General features: G+C 38.0%; 18 protein-coding genes and 1 pseudogene. 2 read left to right on the top strand and 17 right to left on the bottom strand.

Annotated features, from left to right (window positions below):
• Positions 1-47: 47 nt before the first annotated feature.
• The 16 genes from ACFIJS_RS07085 to ACFIJS_RS07010 all read right to left on the bottom strand — a co-directional run bounded on the left by ACFIJS_RS07085 (position 48) and on the right by ACFIJS_RS07010 (position 18,788).
• Entirely contained in the window at positions 48-1,334 is a 1,287-nt protein-coding gene (locus ACFIJS_RS07085) for a BID domain-containing T4SS effector (protein ID WP_375650872.1), read from the bottom strand.
• Between the two features lie 336 nt (positions 1,335-1,670).
• Positions 1,671-2,846, bottom strand: a complete 1,176-nt coding sequence (locus ACFIJS_RS07080) for a BID domain-containing T4SS effector (protein WP_375650870.1) — start codon at positions 2,844-2,846, stop codon at positions 1,671-1,673.
• A 334-nt stretch (positions 2,847-3,180) separates the two neighbouring features.
• Positions 3,181-4,779, bottom strand: a complete 1,599-nt coding sequence (locus ACFIJS_RS07075) for a BID domain-containing T4SS effector (RefSeq protein ID WP_375650894.1) — start codon at positions 4,777-4,779, stop codon at positions 3,181-3,183.
• A 1,289-nt stretch (positions 4,780-6,068) separates the two neighbouring features.
• Positions 6,069-7,985 carry a Ti-type conjugative transfer system protein TraG gene (gene traG / locus ACFIJS_RS07070; protein WP_375650869.1) on the bottom strand — a complete coding sequence of 639 codons (1,917 nt, stop codon included), beginning with the start codon at positions 7,983-7,985 and terminating at the stop codon, positions 6,069-6,071.
• Positions 7,986-8,140: 155 nt separating this feature from the next.
• Positions 8,141-9,775, bottom strand: coding sequence for a BID domain-containing T4SS effector (locus ACFIJS_RS07065; RefSeq protein ID WP_375650868.1), 1,635 nt, complete (start codon positions 9,773-9,775; stop codon positions 8,141-8,143).
• 10 nt (positions 9,776-9,785) lie between these two features.
• The gene (locus ACFIJS_RS07060; RefSeq protein WP_375650892.1) at positions 9,786-9,959 is read right to left on the bottom strand and encodes an antitoxin VbhA family protein; all 174 of its coding nucleotides are present in this window, start codon (positions 9,957-9,959) and stop codon (positions 9,786-9,788) included.
• A 107-nt stretch (positions 9,960-10,066) separates the two neighbouring features.
• The gene (gene virB11 / locus ACFIJS_RS07055) at positions 10,067-11,137 is read right to left on the bottom strand and encodes a P-type DNA transfer ATPase VirB11 (RefSeq protein ID WP_375650866.1); all 1,071 of its coding nucleotides are present in this window, start codon (positions 11,135-11,137) and stop codon (positions 10,067-10,069) included.
• Complete coding sequence (gene virB10, locus ACFIJS_RS07050) at positions 11,134-12,294, bottom strand: type IV secretion system protein VirB10 (protein ID WP_375650865.1); 1,161 nt, start codon at positions 12,292-12,294, stop codon at positions 11,134-11,136. The genes virB11 and virB10 overlap by 4 nt, the downstream gene beginning before the upstream one ends.
• The gene (gene virB9 / locus ACFIJS_RS07045) at positions 12,287-13,153 is read right to left on the bottom strand and encodes a P-type conjugative transfer protein VirB9 (RefSeq protein ID WP_375623883.1); all 867 of its coding nucleotides are present in this window, start codon (positions 13,151-13,153) and stop codon (positions 12,287-12,289) included. The genes virB10 and virB9 overlap by 8 nt, the downstream gene beginning before the upstream one ends.
• Positions 13,150-13,854: a virB8 family protein gene (locus tag ACFIJS_RS07040; RefSeq protein WP_375650864.1), complete on the bottom strand. Its 705-nt coding sequence runs from the start codon at positions 13,852-13,854 to the stop codon at positions 13,150-13,152. Before ACFIJS_RS07040 ends, virB9 begins: the two co-directional genes overlap by 4 nt.
• Positions 13,808-14,110, bottom strand: coding sequence for a type IV secretion system protein VirB7 (locus ACFIJS_RS07035; protein ID WP_375650862.1), 303 nt, complete (start codon positions 14,108-14,110; stop codon positions 13,808-13,810). Before ACFIJS_RS07035 ends, ACFIJS_RS07040 begins: the two co-directional genes overlap by 47 nt.
• 210 nt (positions 14,111-14,320) lie before the next feature.
• Positions 14,321-15,307: a type IV secretion system protein gene (locus ACFIJS_RS07030; RefSeq protein ID WP_375650891.1), complete on the bottom strand. Its 987-nt coding sequence runs from the start codon at positions 15,305-15,307 to the stop codon at positions 14,321-14,323.
• Complete coding sequence (locus tag ACFIJS_RS07025) at positions 15,294-15,779, bottom strand: type IV secretion system protein VirB5 (RefSeq protein ID WP_375650861.1); 486 nt, start codon at positions 15,777-15,779, stop codon at positions 15,294-15,296. The genes ACFIJS_RS07030 and ACFIJS_RS07025 overlap by 14 nt, the downstream gene beginning before the upstream one ends.
• The gene (locus tag ACFIJS_RS07020; RefSeq protein WP_375650890.1) at positions 15,776-18,130 is read right to left on the bottom strand and encodes a VirB4 family type IV secretion/conjugal transfer ATPase; all 2,355 of its coding nucleotides are present in this window, start codon (positions 18,128-18,130) and stop codon (positions 15,776-15,778) included. Before ACFIJS_RS07020 ends, ACFIJS_RS07025 begins: the two co-directional genes overlap by 4 nt.
• 22 nt (positions 18,131-18,152) lie before the next feature.
• Complete coding sequence (locus ACFIJS_RS07015; RefSeq protein ID WP_375623875.1) at positions 18,153-18,461, bottom strand: type IV secretion system protein VirB3; 309 nt, start codon at positions 18,459-18,461, stop codon at positions 18,153-18,155.
• Positions 18,462-18,788: a TrbC/VirB2 family protein gene (locus tag ACFIJS_RS07010; protein ID WP_375650860.1), complete on the bottom strand. Its 327-nt coding sequence runs from the start codon at positions 18,786-18,788 to the stop codon at positions 18,462-18,464.
• A gap of 396 nt (positions 18,789-19,184) precedes the next feature.
• On the opposite strand from ACFIJS_RS07010, the gene ACFIJS_RS07005 reads away from it, so the two are divergent.
• On the top strand, positions 19,185-19,910 hold the full coding sequence (locus ACFIJS_RS07005) for a hypothetical protein (RefSeq protein ID WP_375650858.1): 726 nt from the start codon (positions 19,185-19,187) through the stop codon (positions 19,908-19,910).
• A gap of 1,038 nt (positions 19,911-20,948) precedes the next feature.
• The gene (locus ACFIJS_RS07000; protein ID WP_375650857.1) at positions 20,949-21,143 is read left to right on the top strand and encodes an EexN family lipoprotein; all 195 of its coding nucleotides are present in this window, start codon (positions 20,949-20,951) and stop codon (positions 21,141-21,143) included.
• Positions 21,144-21,328: 185 nt separating this feature from the next.
• On the opposite strand, the pseudogene ACFIJS_RS06995 reads toward ACFIJS_RS07000, so the two are convergent.
• Positions 21,329-21,401: pseudogene (locus tag ACFIJS_RS06995) on the bottom strand (DUF4102 domain-containing protein); the annotation flags it as partial.

The following is a 21,401-nucleotide window of genomic DNA, read 5'->3' as shown; positions in this document are numbered from 1 at the left end:
CATATGTTGCGCCAAGACGTTAAATTCAATGTGAAAATTATGTCTGTTTAACTGGCAAAAGCCATCGCTTTTGGTATCGCGGTTTTGCGAGGACGAAAATCTGTGTCTCTTTGTTGAGTAGAGGTTATTGCTTCTTCATGGGTTACTGTTGAAAGCTCAGTGCGTTCAACAGCTTGTGGTAAGCGTTGTTGTTGATACAAATCTTGTGCCTGTTTAGATGATGGTTCATGGCATCTTTGTTTTGCCTGCTCGGTTTGTAAAATGCTCTCTCTTACTTGTGTTACAGCCGTTGCATAATTTTCAGCAGCGTCAATTAAGTGAGAAAGACCAGCTTCAGCATGTCTACGTGCTTGATTTTTAAAGCCACAAAGACTGATACCAGCGTACTTGTGAAAAGATTGAGGATTTCTGACAAGTTGCTGTGCGAGAGCTTCTATTGTTTCAGCGTTTTGGAAAAGTGTTTCCACTTGTGATTGCAAAATGTTTGCGTTACCAAAAACAATACCGCACCAATATTTGATCTGGGCATGGTGCCTTTTGACTTTTGAATGTTGTTGAATTTTGGTAGAAATTTCTGCCTCTGAAAGGGTTTGTTTTTCACGTTGATCTGGTTTTTTCAGCAGTTCAGTGACTGCTGCTTTTCCTATTAAGCGTTCATAGTTTTTGAGTTCTTGCTCTGGAGATTGTAAGAGACTCTCTCTTGCCTGTTTTACGGCTTCTGTATAACAATCAATGGTGATACTGAGAGCAGAAAAACTCTCTTTCGCTTGTTTACGCGCTCGATTTTTGAAGCCCAACATACTGGCACCGGAAAGTTTAGCGATACTTTCAGGATATGCTGCCATGCGCCATGAGAATTCCTCTCCAGCAGCAGGATTTTTTTGAATTTCCTGCATTTTTTTTTGCAAAATGTTTGGGTTGCCATAAGCACTGGCGGATAAATGTTGGATTTCTTCTTGATAGGCTCTAATCAATGAATGGTATGGAAGCAATTGAATGATTTCTTCCTCTGAGAGAACTCTTGTTGCCCTTTTTAGAGTAACTTGTGAAGTAACTGTTGAATGTATCGTTTCAGGTTTTTGCTGCTTTTTAGAGCCGCTTCCTGTTAGAAGCGTTGGTGGATTTGTTGACGCATGTACAGTTTCTTCTCTTAAAAGAGATTGTTTTTCCTCATCTTCTTCCGGTATAGATGACAGTCTTTTGCTTTTGCTTTGTGAAGGATCTTTTCTATAGAGGGTTTCTGGGAATGAGACTTCTGCTGCTGCTTTTTCATAGAGCGCTATAAGTTCTTGTATTGAAGGGGATGGAAAAGGGTGAGGGTGATCTTTTTTCATGCATGTTTCCTTTCAAGAATTGTTTTAGAAAACCTCTTTGGTGCACACTCTCGCCCTTTATGCTTTTATGTTTTTTATAAGAAGATATCAAAATTGAGTGGTCTCCAAAGATCTACGCTATTTATGACCAGCGTAATGGGGCTTTGTGTCTTTTATACAGTTTTTTTGTGAAATATTATCAATAAGTTATCAATAGTTATCGTAAATTACAGGCGCCATTTTTAGGACTACTTTTTGTAATATTCTAAAACAACTCTTGGCGCAATCGCGACGAAACGATTTGCGCCAAGAAACTCAATGAAAAATAAAAAATTATGTACTTTTACGGGGGTTCACTTACATGGCATAAGCCATTCCTTTTTCGCCATATCTTTGTCGTTGTGGGCTGTGCTCTGGACTATTTTGTTCTTGTCCTCTTGTGTGATGACGACGATGATGGTGGTGATGTCTGTGTTCTGGGTCTCTTTCTGGACTTTCGTGTTTTTGACCTCTTTCTCTTTCCTGTTCATGTGTAAACTGTTTATGGAGCTTTTGTGTAGTCTTTACATGTCGTTCAAGAGCTAAGCAAAGGGGAGCAAAACTCTCTTCAGCTTCTCTGCGGCTTGGAGATTTTACACCAAGTATTTTGTGACCTGCAAGCTTACCAGCGCTTTCAGGATTTTCTGCAAGGTCCCATAAGATTTGTTCTGCATTTTGAGGATCGTCAAGAATCTTAGCCAGTTGTTGATTCAAAGCATGCTCGTTACCATAAACAACTCTGCACCATTCTTGAGTTTCTCTTATACCATATTGAAAGTCTACGTTTTTTAAAAGTTTTGTTGTAACCACATCTTTTAGGGTTCTGGGAGGGGGTGTTGCTACTCTGCCAATACCTTGGTAGATAGGATTTTCTCGTTGTTGGGACTCTTGTCCACCCTGAGCACCTACGCCAACCGTTGCATAGATAGATTCTAGCGATCTTTGGAGAGAGCGGTCACCACTTTCGTAAAATTCAAGCTCTGCATAGAGATGTACTGGTTCATGGGAAGAATGCCTACCCTGTGCACTTCCACCAACTGTCTCGTAGGGGGACGTTTGCCAACCTTTCGCCTCTAGATCCGTTACTGCATAGGGATCTACGAGTTTGTCGGTACGTCGCCCATCACTTGGTCTCCCACCAAGCCTATCATAGGGATTTCCTAGTGGCTTTTGGGAAGCATAGATCGTTTGTGGTGGTTGTTGAAGTGTATATTGTTGTGGGTTGCGCTGTTCTTTAGATGGTTTATTAACCTTTGCGTAGAGGTTTTCTACATTAGAAGCTCCTAGATTTTGTTGTTCAAGTGGTTTTTGGGGAGCATAGATCGTTTGTGGTGGTTGTTGAAGTGTATATTGTTGTGGGTTGCGCTGTTCTTTGGGTGGTTTGTTAACCTTTGCGTAGAGGTCTTCTACATTGGAAGCTCCTAGATTTTGTTGTTTAAATTGTCGTCTTAGTTCCTCTACATTGGTAGAAGCGGTTGGGTGACTTTTTTTCATGGCTGTTTCCTTTCAATATTTTTAGAAAACCTCTTTGGCTTTGGCGCATTCCCCACTTTTTGATAACTTCAAGATATAAGGAAGATATCCAACTGAATGACCTCCAAAGATTTCGCGCTATTCATATTTATATATAGTGGACATTTATGTCTATATAGTGGACATTTATGTCGTTTATACAGTTTTTTATAAAATATTATCAATAAGTTACAGTAAATTACAGGATACATTTTTAGGACTATTTTTTTGTAACATTTTAAAACAATTGGTGGGTGCAATGGAGGTAAAATGATTTGCGCCAAGAGTCAGTTGGAAGGCAAAAGTTCATGCGTTTTTAGCCGGTAAGAGCAAGCGATGAAGAGCAATCAACTTTTAAGGCGGGAGCTTGACATTGTGCTTCTTTGGTGTTCCTTACAGTATCCGCAATTTCTTTTGCTCTGCTTTCCGATGTTCCAAGTAGGCAAGCTAGTCTGGTATAATCTTTTTCTTGTATGGCTTTACGATCTTCTGAGGATAGACGATTGTATAGTTGGCGCGAAAAGTAATGGAGTTCTTGTCGCAGTGAACGAGAATCCAATAAAGCTTCTCTTTGTTGTTCTCTTGGTAAGGAAAAAAGGTTTTGTAAATTTTTTCCAGGTGTTTCGACAGTGTGGCTCAGGCGTTTTTGTTCTTTTTTATGTTGCTCTAAAATTTCTTCTTTTGTTTGTTGTGTTACTGTGGCATAATTTTTAAGAGCTTGGCTGAGTTGTGGAGCAGTTTGTTCCGCTTGTCTGCGATTTGAACTTTTAATGCCAAATATTTTTCTGCCTGCAAGTTTAGAAATTGATCGAGGATTTTGTAAAATTTCATCGGCAAACTGATTTCCTAAGTTTGGATCTGCCGTTAAGATGTCCATTTTTGTCTTTAAGGCCTGTGCTTTACCATAAACCAGCTTTGATAAATTTTCGATTTCTTTTCGGCATGCTTCAACATAAGCGTCATTTGAAATCCTTGTGAATAACTCTTCATGTGTGAGAGGTGCTAATGTCTCTTTTGGGATCAGTGTTTCTTTTAAGCTTTGAACGTTGGTTTTTTGAAAGTAGAGGGGGGCACCGTTGAGTAATGTTTTGACGAGTTCTGGGGGGAGATCATCTTTGTGGCCGACGACGAAAGCACCTTCTACTTCCATGACAAAACCTTCTGCTGAAAAACCTCTAAAGATACCTTCATAGGGGATCCCTTCTTTTGCGGCAACAACAATACAATTATTAATTTCATCCAGTCCGGCATTTCTCATTTGGAAGATGAATTCTTTTAAAACAAGGGATTTTTGCGGATGCGTGATATCTTCAAAAAGATCTTTCATCGGTTGGGGATTGCTATATTGCATGGCTTCAATACAAGCTGCTGTCATGCGTCCTTTTGTGATGAAAGAAAAGTCAATGGTATGTCCTGCTGCTTGTCCAAGTTTTTCCATAAACATTCGATTTACGCGTCCATTCCCTTTTCTGAAAGGATGTGCGTGCTCGAGCACCATAAAAATTTCAGCGGCATTTTCAGCAAATTCTTGGCGTGATAAACCTCTTAAATTATTCTTCTCATTAAGTGTTTTTTCGAGTTGTTTTAGCTCTTTTTTTATCTGTGGACCAATAGCAAAAGGAACTTCATAACCTTTGGGACGCATCGCCGGCATATGGGCAGAGGTGCCATCTTCAAATGTAAAGGATGTATCGCGGGTTTTTCCAGCCCATTCAAAAGTTTTGTGGAAGAGGCTCCAGTGGATTAATTTTAAATAAGCGGAATCAAATTTTTGTGGAAGTGGTTCATAGCGAAAATTGATGGCTTCTCTGGCGGTATCATGGGCACAGCGTTCATACAGTTTTTTGGGGTCTTTTATGCTATATTTATTTTTGAGTGTTAGGGTACCTTTATATAGATAATTTTTCTCTAACATATAATCTCTCCTAGGTAGGTAGGGTTGGTGGTTGATAAGCGTCTGAAACGCTGCATGTGAAAAATTCCCCTTCGCGTATTCTTTTGAGATTTTTGGTGTTATGAGAGGGAGCGCTTTTCCCTTAAGTGTATGGATAGTTGTATCAACCGTTTTGTGATACTTTTGAAAGGTTTTTGGTGTGAGAAATGCCAAATGTTCTGTTGCGATTGTTTTCATGCATATTTTCTTTTTTCATTTATTTTTGGAAAGCTTCTTTGATGTTTCTTTTTGTTTATTATCCTGTGGTGCTGTAAAATACCAGCATTGAGGGAGCTGATATGAATCCTATGAGTGGTTAGAAAATGGATTTTCTAAAAATTGACTCGGGGTGAAACTTTCGTTCTTTGAAGAGTAACGAAGAGGTCAAAAAGAAAAATGTTGCTTAAAATTGTTGTTTTTTCCTTTAACAAAGTTGTTTGCAAGAGCGCTTTGATGAAGATCGTGGATATGGCGGGTGCGATCGCTTTTGGTTTGCGGATGGCGTTGGTACTTTTCATACACAGTACTTAGATTGGTGAATCTCTGGGTAAAAGCAGTCATCAAGAATTTTTCTCCATTATGTTTTTCTTATTGCTCCATATGAACAATCTTGCCATATGAACATCTTGTTTATGTTTTTTAAAACAAAATGTTTTTTATTTGTATTGTTGCCCTTGTTGTATTACGCTGCTTTAAGATCCATAAGAGAGGAAACCCTTTCTTTGGTTGGGGAGAAAAGCCCTTTTTCAGCGCTTTATCGTTAAAATAGAACACTTTATGATATCGTAAAGGGGGGGGAGCTTGTATAAGAATAATTTATTTATTTTGATGTATATCTAAAATGTTTTTTTGGAAAAAATTGATGTTCTTGAGTGTAGGTGTTTTGAGAGTTCTTGTCTCAAAGATCAATCTTTTGTTTTTTTGAGTCTTTATATTGGTGATTAGTTTTGTGAAATTTTTTTGGTTGTTTGTAGGGGATAAATTATACACAAAGAGCTTTGTAAGAATGTATTTGCAGACTTTCCCAAGTGGAGATGTTGATTTAGTTATAGGTGATTTGAGGAGGGTGGTATTTTTTATAAAGACGGTGGGCGTTGGTAGTAAAATGATACACAAAATATAAAAAGGAAAAAACACGGATTTTTTATCATGTTTTCCTTATGTGTGTGAGGAAGCGGTCAAAAACTTTTTGTTAACAGGCCTTTTAAAAACAGAAATGTATGTTTTTTCTGTGGTTGTTCTTTTCATAGTCAAGATCTCATAATAGGAGGTTAGTTTTTCTTTTGTGGGGAAAAGCGGTTTTTTGCAGCTGCGGCTAACATTTCTTTTCTTCTGAAATAGATGGCGCGACCACATCGCAAAGGAGGTTGTCCTTGCATAAGAATAATTTGTTCATCTTGACGCATTTCTTGAATAACCTCGTGGGGTAAAATCAGAGCTCTTTGTTGGTAATTGACGTTGTATGAACTCTTTCCTAAAGATAAGCCTCTTGATTTGCTTGTTCCGGTTACTTCAACGGTCATTTGGCCACAGCGTTCTGAAATGTCTTTGGCAGTTTGGAGGTCTTTAATGGCAGCATAGCTGACAAAGGAGCAGCTTTCAAACCATGAACGTGCTCCAGCTTCTCCAAAGTGATTGACCAACTGACCAGAGGATTGATAAAAAAGCATTAAGGATGTACCGTATTTACGTCCACGATCGCGCGCTTCTTCTAAAATATTCATATAGCCTAGAAGATCAACTTCATCTAAGACAAATAAAACACGCTTTTTATAGTTACCATCTGCTGTAACCATGGCATTGAGAAAGGCGCCAATAATCACACGTCCAATAGCTGGATAACTGTTTAAAATGCTTGCGGGGAGATTGAGAAAAACATCTGTATTGCCATTTGTAATATCTGAGGAAAAAAAATCATCTCCGCAGACAAGATCTGCGTAATTGGATAAAGAAAGCCATTGAGTATCTTTTGATGCGGTTGTATAGACTCCTGAAAAGGTTTGCTCTGCCATTTCTGTAAAAATACCAACCATTTCGCGAATAAAAGGAGAAGGTGTTGTTTCTTGAATCATACGTAGTTGATTGACAACAGCTGTTTCGGATTGAGAGAGAATTCCACGCAATGTTTTTAAATTGCGCTCGTTGTCTTTATATTCATCAGAAAATATAACATGAGCAAGAAGAGCTGTTAAAAGATTATGGGCTTGTGTCGAGAAATATTCCGCTGAAGAATTGTCTGATTTTTTATCTGTAAGAAGCAACTTAGAAAAGCTTACAATATTTGCTTCGCGTTGTGCGCGTGGTATGCTGTCGTCTAAAAGCCAATCAATGACATTAAAATTTTTTGTTAAAAATGAATTGGGATCAAGAACAATGACATTTCTATTCCCCATCTTTTGACGCGCAAATTTGACCATTGGGGCCACTTCTGTTGAAGGATCAAGACAAATAATAGACCCTGGATAGGTTAAACACGTGGGAACTACTGTACTTGTGGTTTTATAGCCACCAGAACCAGCAAAAAAGATCATATGCGTTGAACCAAAATCAAGATTAAAGGTTAGCAAAGGGGCTGTCCCACCCTTTCCCCATGTTGTTTTATTGCTAGGTGCAAAGGGAATTTTGCACACAATATCTTGATCAACACGGTATCTTTCACCCACAACAATTTGCCCATTGGCAGGAAAGATTTTTGCTGCCTCTCGTAAATTCATCCATGCGGATTCACCAAAAACACCTTTTTTTGCACGCTTGACCTTGTTTTTAGGTGGAGAGGTTGTTACGAATTGAATGATGGAAAAAAAAACACCAATGATGATGCCAAAGACAACCATGGGGTCCATGAATTGAAGCGCATAGTTCCACGTTATTCCTTGTTGGCCAACATAGGGACCTAAACGTTTTATTTCTCCACCAATATAGTAAAGAGCAGTGGTTCCAAAAAAGACAACGGAAACGAAAGTGATTCCTTTACGTAAGTGCAGTTTTTGCGAGAGACTATAAAACAATGAAACAGCAGCTGTTAGTGCTAGGACTAGTAAAGGTTCTGAACGAAGAGTCCAATAAATTTGATTGCTCTTTAGTCCATTTATTATAAACAACAAAAAATGAGGAACAAGGAATATCGTTAAAGCACCTAAAGCGATTGGTGTTAAAATGATTACCATTTGTGTTTTGGTATATTTCATTGTATTTTACTTTCAATTCTATCAGAATATGCTGCGAAAAGCTCTTTTTTCAGGTGTGTGATATTAAATTCTCTCTTTTTTGAAAAAGCGCAGATAACGCTAAACAGTTCTCGTTTATAAGCCCTTCTTATAAAGGAGGAAGCTTTTATCCATTTTTAGCAAGCCATAGCAAATGCTTTAGAACGATGCATTGTGCATATTTGTGCTTGCTGATGTAGTTCTTTGGCTTGCTTAATGGTTTGTGTAATGTGTTTGGCTTTATTTTCTGATACACCAATGCTTTGAGCCAGTGTTTCATACTCATTATTTTTGACAGCTTTATGTTCAGTTAGTGAGAGACGGGTATTGATGTTTTTTACAAAGTCGGTAAGCTCTTTTTGAAGTAAAGGATTTTTTGCTAAAGCTTCTTGCTGTAATTCTTTTGGCAAGGTGAAGAGGTCTTGTAAGCTTTTACTTGGCATTTCTACTATTTTTGCACGGCGACTTTGTTTTGTTGCATGTTCTTGAGTAATTTCCCTCTCCGCATGTTTTACAGCATGGGCGAAATTTACAACGGCAGTACAGAGCATCTCAAGATGATTTTTAGCGTCTGCACGTGCCTGATTTTGTAATCCACATAAACTGAAACCTGCAAGATGAGAAACAGAGTGCGGTGCTCTTTCAATCTGGTTGGCGAGCTGCTGGCCTAAGCTTGGATTTTTGATGATCTCTACCATCTGTTTGTCTAATATTTTTTTGTTCCCATAAACAATTTTTGCCAATTTCTGAACCTGTTTTAGGCTTGCGTGGACGCAAGAATCTTCTGCAACCATTTCGTTTTTTTCATTTTTTGTCAAAGAAGCTAATCTTTCTTCTGGGATGAGAATACTTTCAAGCTCTTTTGTTTTTGGAACTGTAAAGGTAAATTTGTCACCGGGTTTTAATGTTTTGAGTTGTTCTGGTGTGAGATGCTCTTTATTACCGATGATATAAGCTCCTTTCACATTGAATGCAAAGCTATCATAACCAGCCCCTCTATACATCCCTGTGTAGGTTTTACCTTCTTTTGCAACCATAACGGGGCGATCATTAACATTGCGCCCAAGTTTTTTCATGTTGCTCATGAATTCCTTTAAAAGAAGTATTTTATTGGGATTGGAGATATCCTCAAATAGATGTTGTATTGGTTCTAGATCACTATTTTCTGCTACAGCAACACTGGCGAGCATCATGCGTTCTTTTGTAACAAGTGAAAAATCAAGCTGATGGCCTGCTGCTTGAGCAAGCTTTTCAAAAAAGACCCGTTGTGTACGTCCGTTGCCTTCTCTAAAAGGATGGAGTTGGTTAAGGAAGTTAAATAAACTTATTGCTTCAGAGTTAAATTTCTCACGCGTTAAGCCTTGCAAATTATCTTTTTCGGCAAGTGTTTGATCTAATTTTTGTAAACCTTCAGTGATTTCATCACCGAGAGCAAAAGGATTTTCCCATCCTGTTCTTTTCATTTCGGGCATGGCGGCTATGGTACCATCTTCAAATGTAAAGGGAAGATGGCGAAGATGACCAGCCCATTCAAAGGTATTTTTAAACAACTGATAATGAATAGAGCATAGATAGGAGCTATCAAACTTTTCTGGTAAGGGGGCTTCACGCAGATTAACCATTGCTTCTGCTGTATCATGCGAGCATTTCTCCAGAAAGGATTTTAAGTCTTTTATTCCATATTTATTTTTGAGTGTTATGGTGTTCGCGTAGACATAATGATGCGGAGAAACTGTCTGTATATTTTTTGTTTTTTCTTTTGCTTTTGGCATTGTAGCTTCCTTATAATGTTACGTTGTCCATGAGAGTATTAAATTCCTTGAGTGAAATATTCCCCCTTGCATATTCTTCTAAAATTTTTAGCGTTTTGGAATGTAGCGCTATTCCCTCTATTGTATGGGTGCTGATGGCTGCTTCAACCGCTTCACGGCGTTGTTTTAATTCTTCCACTGTCATCGATAAAAGATTTTCTCTGTTTTCTGTTGCTTTGGTTTTCACGCATTTTTCCTTTTATGTGCAATCGTTGCTTTAAAAGAGCCTTTAGCAGCCGATGTGATCTTCTTTTAGTCTCCTCCAAAGATGTTTCGTTGTTTGAAAGGATCATAATAAATTTCTGTGACCTTAAATTTTCCTTCAACCCGTTTGCATTGGATGATGATATCAATCATTGAAATCAACAGTCCTCGAATATCATCACGCTCTAAATCACCTCCCCCGTCACTTTCTTTGACCAAAAGGGTCATTTGCTCAAAGGCAGCAAGGGCTGTTGAGGCATGAACCGTTGTAATGGAACCTGGATGACCTGAATTGACATTGCGGATATAATAAAAGGCTGTACCATCTCGAAGTTCTTGCAAAAGAATACGATCAGGACGCATCCGTAAAGATGATTCAAGCAATTCTTTGGGTCCAACAGAGGCTAAGCCTTGTCCATCTTTTGAATAGAACATCGAGACATGATTAGGGTGCGGTATCACCAATTCTTGTGTATCTTCAATGGTGATAATACGCTCTTCTTGAGGGATTTTGGCGATTAATGCTTTTGATAATGTTGTTTTGCCCGAACCAGTTTTTCCTGCAATTAAAATATTTTTCTGGCATTTTACAGCTTGATTTAAAAAGGAGACAAAATCTTTATTGCAGTAGGCATTAGCTAAGTTATGCTCGATGATTTTGAGTTCGTTAAAGCGAGACAGATAATCATTTAATGGCGTGAAAGATACCTGTTCACAGAGCGAAAACAGACCTTTATTTGCTAGCTCTTCGAGAGAAAAACTCTGCGATGATGGTTTGCGAATTGTCATACTAATCGTGTTTTTTTCAACAGCTGGCGGAATAACAACTTGAATGCGCTCATTACCTGGCAGAGTAGCCGATAATATTGGATTCTTGTCTGATATGTTTTGCTTGGAATAGGACGCGACAACTTTCGCAATCCCCATAAGCTCATTAAAAGAGAGAGCCGGTGCTTCTATTGTTTTCCATCCATCAATACCTTCCGTCATTACTTGATAGGGACGATTGATAACAATTTCAAAAAGACTTTCATCTTTCAAAAAAGCACTGATGGGTTCAAGTTTTGTGAGAACAATCGCGATGGTTTCATCGCTCATGGTATGTAAGTTTGAGTTCATTCTAAAGGTATCGCAGAATTTTTGTAAAAGTTTCTTGAAACAGCTCGATTGATAATTTGTTTTTTGTTTTCGATGACTTTCAATTTATAAACACTGGAAAAATCTAAATCGCGGGCAACAAAGATATTCACCATTTCCCCTTGGTTTTTGGATAATGTTGGAGGAATATTGGCGTAATTTTCGACGACAATATTTGCAATATTTTGTCCTGAAGAGATTGTTTCAGTTTCTTCTTTTTCTTGTTTTTTTGCTAAACGTTTATTGGTATAGTTTGTCGCATCTTTTATCAGGGAGACAAGAAGCGCAGATCCAATCCTCTCTAACCAATGGTTATCAATATCTCCATCCATACCAGAACGCCCTAAACTGTCTGTTGCAGGTGAAGCTAAGGATATAATGATACCATTAGGGGTTTTTGCTCTATTCCATAGCACAAAGAGACGTGTTTGGCCTTTTTTCAAGCCGGCGCGATATTCACCAACAATTTGGGTACCTTTATCGAGAAGGACAACACGACCATTGTCTGATAAGATATCTCTGGAGACGATACAACTGGCAAACCCTTGTTGATCACTGTTGATGGCTGTTTCTAAAATACAAGGGATAGAAGTTCCCATCGCTATGATGTAGTTTCGATTACCAAGGGTTGAAGCACGAATACCTTCAAGCACTGTGGGTTTGAGAAGATGATTAAAACGTTGTGTCGTTTCATCAGGTTTGCTTTCAAGTTGGTGAAACAAAGCACCATTATTTGTTTGTGAATCTATTTTGCCTTGTTGTGTATTTGCATAAGCTAATACAGGAGCACGTTGTGCTGCTTCCAGAAGTGAGTCATCAGAATTTAATTGATTGATGTTTGGTGTTGGTAGCTCGACTTTTGGCAATAGAGCGTTATTTCGTTTAGGCTGTTCAAGGGGGGGAGGGGTAGGCTTTGCAGGGCGAAAAAGCTCTGTTTGTTTTATAACTTTTCCTTCTTTTGAAGATTCAATTGGTTGTTTTTTGTCTGTAACAAGTGTTGAATAGGCTAAATAAAGACAGACACTGAAAAGAATAATAAGAGCAATAGCTTTCCCTACATTGTTCTGTTGATTGTTTCCTTGAGCATTTTTTATTGTATCACGATCATTAATGCTTTTTTCATCCACGGTGTTATTCATGGCTGCTTCCTAGGTTCACTTTACGTTGTACAGATGGTGATGTTGTACCTGTTTCAGGGTTAATTCCTTCTGGTACAAACCTTTTATTAAAGATGCACAAAACTTCATTCCCACGCCGTAGCGTGAATTGTGCAGCTGTTGCATGAACAATAACCTTGTTGCCTTTAATCGATTTAGGAATAAGCGCTTCTTGCCCATCAGGCGATACAATGTAAATGGCAGGGATTTCAATATTGCCTAAAAAAGTAAAGGTTGTTGTTTTCCCATTATCATAGACAGACGCAGGTTCAATGAGGGATGAGCCTTGGGCTTCATAAGCCCAATTGCGTGGTCCAAAATCTTCATGGATATTTAAAATATCATTGACAAAGTTTTCTTCACGTTGTTTTGCTTTTTCTGCTTCGGCTAATTTCTTACGCAAGGCTTCATCTTCTGGATAACGAAACTTTACCAAGAAATACGTCTCATTGCCGGCTGAAACATCGCCTTCACGGATTTGCAGCTCGAATTGATAAGATCGTTGTGTTCCATCTTGGCGGCTTGTGACAATTTGTAAATTGGTCACAGGTTGGACTTCACGCGGTTTGAGAAAAACAAAGTGACCAGCCGGTGCAACTTGCCAAGCAACGGAATTTCCAATTCCTACATAGGTTACTTCTTCATCATCGGCAAATTCCAACTGAACTGAAGAGCGAATGGAGCCAATGATTTGTACGACGTTGTAGGGGTCATAATTGACAAATCTGATGCGGTTATCTTTATGCGCACTGACAGGCGCTGTTTCTGCAAGTGAGAAGACTGTGTGAAAGCTGAGAGTGATCGTAAAAATTAAAAAGATTGTTTGTAAAAGTCTGATCATTTTATCACCTCTGGATCAGATCTATATTCCGATACTTGAAAACCAAGAGGGTTGATGAGACGATCAGACGTTGAAATGTGAGCGTTCACGTAGGAAAAATTTAAGATTGAAATCCAATGGGAAATATTTTCTTTTTCATTAAAGTCTCTGACCGTTTTATAGTAACGAACTTGGATAAGATCTTTGCTTATAAAAGAGATTGATTTGATTGTGACGATAGCAATCATATTATGATAAATATTTTGCGGACTTTCTGGATTATTGCCCGCGTACCATTTTGCAAAACGGTTTTGTTCTTTTGGAGAAGATAAAAGAGAAATTAAGCGAAAATTGTTTTCTGCTTCTGATGCTTGAAAACCTTCACGGGCACGAACATATTGGCTGGCAAAATAACGCGTTATCGCTTCATCATAGTGGTTAGGGGATTCTTTTAGAGCGCTTACAGTATCAATAATGCCTGTTGAATTATCAACGCGGATAACAAAAGGCTCTACCGTTTTCAAAGGCGTCAAAGCTGCGACAGCTAAAGCCAGCGCAATCGTCATCAATCCAAAAAGCACAGTTAAAGCCATGGAAATTTTCATTCGCACGCGCATGCTATGCATGCGATCAATATCAAATGAGCGCGCTTCTTTTATATATTCTTCAAGGGCATCACTTTTCACGCGTAATCTCCACAGTTTTATCAGATCGTGCTTCATGAATAACCGGCTTTAATAAAGCTGAATTGGCTGTTGCTTTTTCACTTTCCAAAGTATTGAGAATGATGGGAGTGGTAACGGGCTTTACGCTCTTTTCTGGGTGGACAACGTTTTTATTGCCCCAATTCCACTTATCTTTATTTAAAGCACGTGTATGTTTGCCATTACAGCGTGGTGGTTTTTTGGGGCCACTCAAAGATGCACAACCAGTAAGAGCGATTGTTAGGACCATAATAAAAGTTATTTTTCGTTTCATTTTTTGAACTCACAAATATCTTGGAATACAATGCATGAGAGCCTTTATTCTGGACACTTTTACAAGTCTATGTAATGCAAGACTTTGATTGATTTTGTTGTAAGACCTAAGATGTTAGGTCTTACATGGAACAGGATCATGGCGCGTGTGCCAAAGGGCGCACGCAAGGCAAAAACAAAAATGCTTATTCTTGTAAAGAGGTGCTTTATCTTAAAACCGACCACGACTGCCTCCAGATCTACCTGCTTTTGCTGCCATGCCTGCCGCACTTCTAGCAGCGTTACCGGCAGCACCTGAGATTTGTAAAGCGGCATTTTTTACTGTATTACCACTCGCTCTTGCACCATTGGCAAGCATTGTGAAAACCTGTCCTCCTGAAGAGACACCAGTGCTAAAGTATGGTCCGCCAGAGGCTAGCGCTGTTGCAATACCGGGAAGTGCACGGAAGATAATAACCCCTATGATCGAAATGACGATGACAGGGGGGAAAAGAACATAGATTGATTCATATGAAACTTTGAGAACCTGTAGGATAACTTGACATATAATTGTTCCAAGCATGATCACGAGAACTTGTAAAATGGTAAAATTGATCAAAGTTGTAATCCATGCATCGGTGTATTTTCGCGTTGCATTGAACAAATACAAACTAATGAATAGAGGCCCGAGACCTATAATCATTACGAGTGCAACTTGTGCAAACATTTGCACAATAAAACCACCTATACAAAAAAGAATAACGGCTAAAAGCATGATAGAACCAAGAAGCCCCACAACGATCTTTTCAAAAAACCAAGCATTGTATAAGACTTCTTGATAGCGAGCATTTGCCTTTAACAAAATATAATCAAAAACATTGGAGCTTGCAGGATTGCTGTTAAGCGCATTCCCAATAGCGTTGGATAAATCATTGAAGAAAATATCCTTGACATAAGTATTAAATGTATCCGCATTCGTTGCCATTGTTGTCACAACAACGATTTTAACAACATTATTGAGAAGATTATGCATGGAAAGCGCAACGCGACCTGTCATAACATTATAGCCATAAAGAAAGATAAAAATGATTGCGGCGAGATTTAAGGGTGCTGAAATAGCAGAAGATAACCCACTCACCGTTGTGTCCATCACATTATCGAGAGGTTTTAAAATATAACCAGAAACGCTTTCAAATGGAGAAAAACTAAAGTCTGACATTTGTATTCGTACTTTCAAGTTTTTCTTTTAATTGTTTTTCTTTTTCTTTTAATTGTGCCTCAAGATATTTATGCTTTTGTTGTTCCTTTTCTTCACGCATTTCGTCTTTTGTTTTCGTATCTCTTGCTTGAATCATATCAAGAGACTGAAGTTTTAAAGAAGCTACTTGAAGATCAGCTTGAAGAAGAGAAAGTTTTACTTGCAAATCTTGTCGAAGGGTTTGCAATTCTTCGGGTTTTGTGTCTGGTTTTGATTTAATATTTTCAAGTTGATGACTTATTTCTTTTATTTTTTTTGCAGTTTCAGTTGCAGTTTTATAAATGGTTTCAGCTGTTTCTGATTTTGCAGCATCTAATTTTTGTGTGTTCTCGAGTGCTTGTTTATAATATTCATCCGCATCGAGTGTTGTTTGTGATATTGCATGAGAAATAAAAGAAAAAGATAACAGTGTAACTAAGCCATATTTTTTCATTGATTTTTTCTCCTTTGATAAAATATGGGCAGCCATTTGTCAGGGTCAGCTCCATATTCGTTGATAATTTCATTCATGAGTTCAATGTTTTTTGTTGTGCCGCTTAAAACAGCGATCTCATCATTCATTCCACGTAAATTAAGTTCTGCAACGACGGAACTTTGTCCTTGTTTGACAAGAAAACGACGAGATTCTCTGCTTAATTCTGACTGTATCAGTTCAAATTCACGCTCAGTAAGTTTGAAAGCTTCGACATAATCATTGTAATTTGCTTTTTGATTTGGAAAAAATATTTGAGTGGGGCATTGCTCAATAATTGTGTGCGCAATTGTGGAATTTAAAGCATCTTTAGGGCTTTGTGTTGCAAAGAGCATCATGCCATTTTGTTTACGGATTGTTTTTAGCCGATCTTGCGCAAAAGCTTTGAATGAATCATCTTCCAAAGCTTTCCAGAACTCGTCAACGACAATAATGATACGCCGCCCATCAATCAAATCAAGAATGCGGTGAAAGAGATACATCATTAAGGGGCGCCGAATTTCTTCATTATCTAAGAAATCGGTCATGTCATATCCAATGAACTGTGCATTTAAATTGAGATCATCTTGATCATTATCAAAAACCCATCCTAAATCATTGCCTCTAATCCAGCGTTGTAGTCGTATGGCGATACCTTCTTTTGATGTGTTGTCAAAAAACAGCTGAAGTGCACCAAGAGAGCGTTGTGTCGGGGGTAAGTTTTCCAAAGAATCGATGGCTTTGGTAATATCTTGTCGCTCTTCTTCTGTTACGATTTGTCCTTCAGCGGTCACCAGCTTTAAGATCCAATTACGGAGAAAGATTTTATTTTTTTCAGTGTATTCCATGCCCTTTAAGGGAGAAATCCCTGTGGGCTGCCCATTTTTTAGAGGTTTATATTTCCCTCCTCCAGCTCGTACAAAGATCTCTGCTCCTTGATCTTTATCAAAGAAAACCATGGTTGGATTGTGTTTTTGTAATTGTGCGAGAAGAAAATTAACAATCACTGTTTTACCAGATCCTGATGGACCACAAACAAACGTGTTTCCAAGATCGCCATAATGAAAATTAAAATAGTAAGGTGAACCAGCCTGTGTTTTTAGCAATGCGACAGCAGCTCCCCAAACATTATCATTCAGTTTGCCAACGGGGAAAGAATGGAAGGCCGATAAAGCGGCAAAATTTCTGCTGGTAATGGCGCCTGAACGCGTACGATAGCTAAAGTTTCCAGGAAGTTGTGCCCACCATGCCGCTTCCAATCCTAAATCTTCTCTGGCAATTACGGCTCCTCCATTGGTTAAATGGGCTCGTGCTTTTGATAAGTTCTCAGTCAATATTTTGGGGTGATCAGCAAAAACAGCTAAAGAAATGTGGTGTTCGCCCAAAACAAAACGGTTTGATTCTAAATCATCTAGTGCTTCATCTAGTGCATCAATTTGTGAGCTAGCACGGTCAGCCGCATTGATCATTTGATTTTGCTTGCGGCTCATAATCGCGCTAGCAGCCGCCTTACTTTTAAAGACAAAGGATTGTGTTAAAATGAATTCAAATGGTACCGTAAGCAAACCATCGGTCATACCAGGGCGTGTTTTAGAAGGGTATTCTTTCCATCCAAACATGCCAACAAATCGTTCATTGCTTTCATGGCGAATTTCGATAATTTCTTTCCCAAAAATAATACGATCCGAGTAAATTGTTGAAGCAATAGTTCCAAATGTGAGAGGAATACGCTCACGTCTTCCCCCCACCAGCTGGTGGAGAAATTCACTTTGTTCAGAAAATAAAATACCTTCATGTTCATAGATTGATAGCAGACGGACTTTATACTCTTCCAAACCTTGCATAAGATCTTGACTTAACTCTTCGAGTTTACGAATCGCTTCCTCATCGGGTTCAGATTGTGTTTTCTTCGCTTTGCTTAAGCGCTGAAAAAATGAAACGAGTTGTTCTGTTTTATCTATTGCGGGATTCCAAAGTAGTGAAATAAACAGATCATTTCTATACAGTTCTTGCGAAACCATTTTCTTTTTATATTTTTCATCTAATGTTGTTGCAAAAGATGAAAGAAAATGACCTTCTGGGTAAATAGTTTCACGGCGGCGGATGATGTGAGAATATAAAGCAACCCGTTCATCTGCGATATTTTTTAAAAGGGTGTTTAATTGGTTGTGTAAAGAATTTAATTGATCAATATCCACAGTGTCAAAATTTACACCCTCAACAGCCATCACAATCATTAAACAGCGTGAATTCAAAGCAACGACATGTTGGTTGATATAGCGTATATAGGGAATATATTCTTCAGGCAAAGTTTCCCGTTTCATTATTGACATCTGTTTCACCGGCTTGGCTCCTTCAGCTTAGTTCCTTATAAGTGCGGATAAGGCGCAAGGGGGAGGTAGAACTTCCTCCCCATCGGTTGAGGTTTTTTTGTTTTCCTCGGGTATTGAGCCAAGCAAATAATACGCGAAATTGGTTGTGATCATGCTTTGTCACTTCACGCAAAATAAAGTGCATCCCAATACCAAGACCAATCACGGTAAAACCACTCGTCAAAATAAAAAGAATGGACGTCGCCATGACATTGAGCGCCATCGCTTCTATTGTGACACCGGCAAACATGGCCGGTCGTGTACAGGCAAGGAAAAGAGTATCTTCGTTCATTTATACTGTGCTCGCTAATTTACTGACAAGAGCGGGGGCACCAAAAACAATAGCAATACCAAGAACACAGTAAGCTGTTTTGCGTAAATCAATAAAGCCGTACATCCAGCCAATACCCACAGCAGCAACACATATAATTGCAATAAGCTTTGCCGTTGGACCCGTCATCATTGCGACAATGTTGCCTAAAACACCATCAAGATTCCCGAAACCACCTCCAGTAGCAGCAGGAGCAGCATAAGAAGGATCTGATACAAGGAATGTTGTAAAAAACAACATGGTCATGATAACGATAAAAACGATGTTCTGGGATCTATTATCTGTCATTTTACCTCTCTTTAACAAATAATATTTGTTCATATGTCGACATTCCATTGCCTCTAAAAACTGAAGAGTATTGTCATTTGATGACAGTTAAATTCTCCTCGTTTGTTTGTTTTAAAAGCCTTGATAGTGGGTCTGTTCACTCTCAAACTCTTTTCTTAAAGAGACAGAAGTCTTTTCAAATTGAGATTGTGTTATATGAAAATGGCAATTTTAAGTTGCATGCATTGGTAAAGACAACAATATTAAAACAATGCAAGAAGGAATATTATTCTTTACAAAATGTAGTTAATATGCAACACAGATATTTGGATTTTTTCTTTAAAAACAAGGGGATTGCTGATAAATAATGTGAAGGGATAGAAAAACAATGAATTTTTTGAGCGAGCGTGTTAAGAAATGCTATTTAAATTGATTGTTATTATTTACATTATGGGTTCCATAGTGTGGGGATTAAGCCAATATAAAGATAAAACAGATTTCAGCATTCTTAAAATATTTGAGATGCAAGATATCCAAGATATTGTCAATCTTTATCGAGAAGAAGAAAAGTTGGTTAAATCTATCACCAAACAGCAATTAGAAAAAAATGAATCAGCTCTCGATTTGCAGAAGAGTGTTTCATTAAACGATGTTGCAAATAATGTTGTTTTTTTTCATGGTAAGTCCTCTGTTACAAGTGGGGTTACATTTAAATTACTGACGCCTGCTGCACAATCTTGGCGCTCATATATTACCCGTGATATTCATCTTTATGGTGTAGACACATGTGCACCACGCCAAAAAGCACGATTAAATGATCAGGAATGGCCGTGTGGTGCAGTTACAACGGCTTGGCTTGTCACCAAAACACTTGGGCAGGATTTATCTTGTAAACAGGCGTTGATGCACAATGGTGTTTATTATGCGCAATGTTTTGTTCAAGGGGTTGATTTAGCTGAGGTAGGTCTTACAGAAGGTATGTTGGTGCTCTCAAAAGAAGGGAAAAATCCTATTCCAACCCAGTACCACTATGCAGAAGAAAAAGCACGCAACAACAAGATTGGTCTTTGGTCAAGTGATTTCACTGAACCTTTAAAATGGCGGCGAGATAATGGATCTTACAACCCCTTTGCAAATCCGTGATTGGTTTTAACAAACATATTTACTTAAATTTTTATAGAGAAAACTTTATCAATAAAATTGCACCAGACCATAGGGCAAATTTGAATAAATCGTGAGATTATTTTCGTTTGTGAAGTAAATGGATGATACTTCCCTTTTCAAGGTAGGTTTGCTCTCAAAATCGTTTCTCTGTTTTTACTTATGTGTTTTATAAAAGCAGGAAAATTTCATTGTTGGTGGCAAAGCGTTTTTGAGCATTTGTGTTTGAAGGAGAAAGTGAAACGATAAAAAACGCTCAAGAAACGGGTTTCTAGAGTGGAGTTGATAAAAGTGAAAAATGAACAGACCTCAAAATGGGATAACGTTTGATATAACTGATAGAATATTGTAAAATGCTTTAAAAGAATTCATAGAAAAATTTTTTTCATCAGAATTTTGTCTTCAGGATTGGATCACGTTTTTTGACTTCTTTAAAAGTGATCAATCTATTGCATTCCTTAGAAAGCTTTCATAATTATCTGCTTCTAAATTCAGACTTCTAAAAGATGGATTTCAAAGAAGACTCTACACGAAGAAATCTTCGTAAAAATGATTTGCATTGTTGATTGTTTTCTCTATATCATAGGACGTTTTTATTTAAACATTCGATGGGGGAAAAATAATCAACATACAAATAGGTAAAAAGAGCTCATACTTTTTTGTAGTGGCTTTGTAGTCCATTGATAGTGATACTAAGCATTATAATGCTCATAGGCGTTCTATAGGGCTAGGGGCAATTTATATCGCAATGTCACTATTTGAAATCAGTTGGAAAAAAAACATTAGTTTGTCTTTTGATTTCGTCATTTTTACTCAGTTTCAGCTTTTTCCTTCTCATTGTATTTTATGACAAACTCCTACGATGGCTGTCCTGAGCTCTTCTTGCGTTATTTTACGCAGAGTGTTCACTTTGAAAGCAAGTAAGTGGTAGTAAGGCTGTATTCTCGTACAGTATGAAAATTTAAAACTCATTTGGAGGTAATGTTAACAGATAAGGTGTTTAAAGAGGGGTAATTCGTTGTGGGGTGTGAAAAAAACTATAGCGTAGAAGATTTTAAGAAAAATGCAAAATTAAGGGAAGAACGGGAAAACAAGTGTTTTCTTTCAGGACAAGCTGTTAAGGAATCTAAAAATTGTCAAAATGTCTTACAAGAAGATACTGAAATGTTTTTCTCGCCAAAGCTTGATTCTACAGATCGTGGTCATGCGTTTTAATGTCATGCATCTCAACAGTAAAGTGTGCTATAAATATTCTATAATAAAGAAGTTACGGTTCAACGAATGCTCGCTTCTTTAATTGTTATAGGCGAAAATTATTATAGCGAAACTTTTTGTCATTTTTCATCTTTGTTAGATTGAGGATTATGATCATGAAAAAATTGGATAGTATTATCTTAAAAAACATTTCTTAAGGCACCCAATCCCATTTCACTGCGGTGACCGTGAATGGTATAACGGTAAATCCATTGAGCA

Source organism: Bartonella sp. OT172YNZD (genome assembly GCF_042193725.1).
GTDB lineage: Bacteria > Pseudomonadota > Alphaproteobacteria > Rhizobiales > Rhizobiaceae > Bartonella > Bartonella grahamii_A.
The sequence above is the reverse complement of the archived record's forward strand: the minus strand, read 5'-3'. Positions and strand labels throughout refer to the sequence as shown.

Excerpts from the sequence above, each read along its gene's own strand:
- ACFIJS_RS07075 (WP_375650894.1), bottom strand. The coding sequence starts at position 4,779 with ATGTTAGAGAAAAATTATCTATATAAAGGTACCCTAACACTCAAAAAT.
- ACFIJS_RS07030 (WP_375650891.1), bottom strand. The coding sequence starts at position 15,307 with ATGTCAGACTTTAGTTTTTCTCCATTTGAAAGCGTTTCTGGTTATATT.
- ACFIJS_RS07010 (WP_375650860.1), bottom strand. The coding sequence starts at position 18,788 with ATGACAGATAATAGATCCCAGAACATCGTTTTTATCGTTATCATGACC.
- traG (WP_375650869.1), bottom strand. The coding sequence starts at position 7,985 with ATGAAATATACCAAAACACAAATGGTAATCATTTTAACACCAATCGCT.
- virB11 (WP_375650866.1), bottom strand. The coding sequence starts at position 11,137 with ATGAACTCAAACTTACATACCATGAGCGATGAAACCATCGCGATTGTT.
- virB10 (WP_375650865.1), bottom strand. The coding sequence starts at position 12,294 with ATGAATAACACCGTGGATGAAAAAAGCATTAATGATCGTGATACAATA.
- virB9 (WP_375623883.1), bottom strand. The coding sequence starts at position 13,153 with ATGATCAGACTTTTACAAACAATCTTTTTAATTTTTACGATCACTCTC.
- ACFIJS_RS07065 (WP_375650868.1), bottom strand. The coding sequence starts at position 9,775 with ATGCCAAAAGCAAAAGAAAAAACAAAAAATATACAGACAGTTTCTCCG.
- ACFIJS_RS07040 (WP_375650864.1), bottom strand. The coding sequence starts at position 13,854 with ATGAAGCACGATCTGATAAAACTGTGGAGATTACGCGTGAAAAGTGAT.
- ACFIJS_RS07005 (WP_375650858.1), top strand. The coding sequence starts at position 19,185 with ATGCTATTTAAATTGATTGTTATTATTTACATTATGGGTTCCATAGTG.
- ACFIJS_RS07025 (WP_375650861.1), bottom strand. The coding sequence starts at position 15,779 with ATGAAAAAATATGGCTTAGTTACACTGTTATCTTTTTCTTTTATTTCT.
- ACFIJS_RS07085 (WP_375650872.1), bottom strand. The coding sequence starts at position 1,334 with ATGAAAAAAGATCACCCTCACCCTTTTCCATCCCCTTCAATACAAGAA.
- ACFIJS_RS07035 (WP_375650862.1), bottom strand. The coding sequence starts at position 14,110 with ATGAAACGAAAAATAACTTTTATTATGGTCCTAACAATCGCTCTTACT.
- ACFIJS_RS07080 (WP_375650870.1), bottom strand. The coding sequence starts at position 2,846 with ATGAAAAAAAGTCACCCAACCGCTTCTACCAATGTAGAGGAACTAAGA.
- ACFIJS_RS07015 (WP_375623875.1), bottom strand. The coding sequence starts at position 18,461 with ATGAACGAAGATACTCTTTTCCTTGCCTGTACACGACCGGCCATGTTT.
- ACFIJS_RS07020 (WP_375650890.1), bottom strand. The coding sequence starts at position 18,130 with ATGTCAATAATGAAACGGGAAACTTTGCCTGAAGAATATATTCCCTAT.
- ACFIJS_RS07060 (WP_375650892.1), bottom strand. The coding sequence starts at position 9,959 with ATGACAGTGGAAGAATTAAAACAACGCCGTGAAGCGGTTGAAGCAGCC.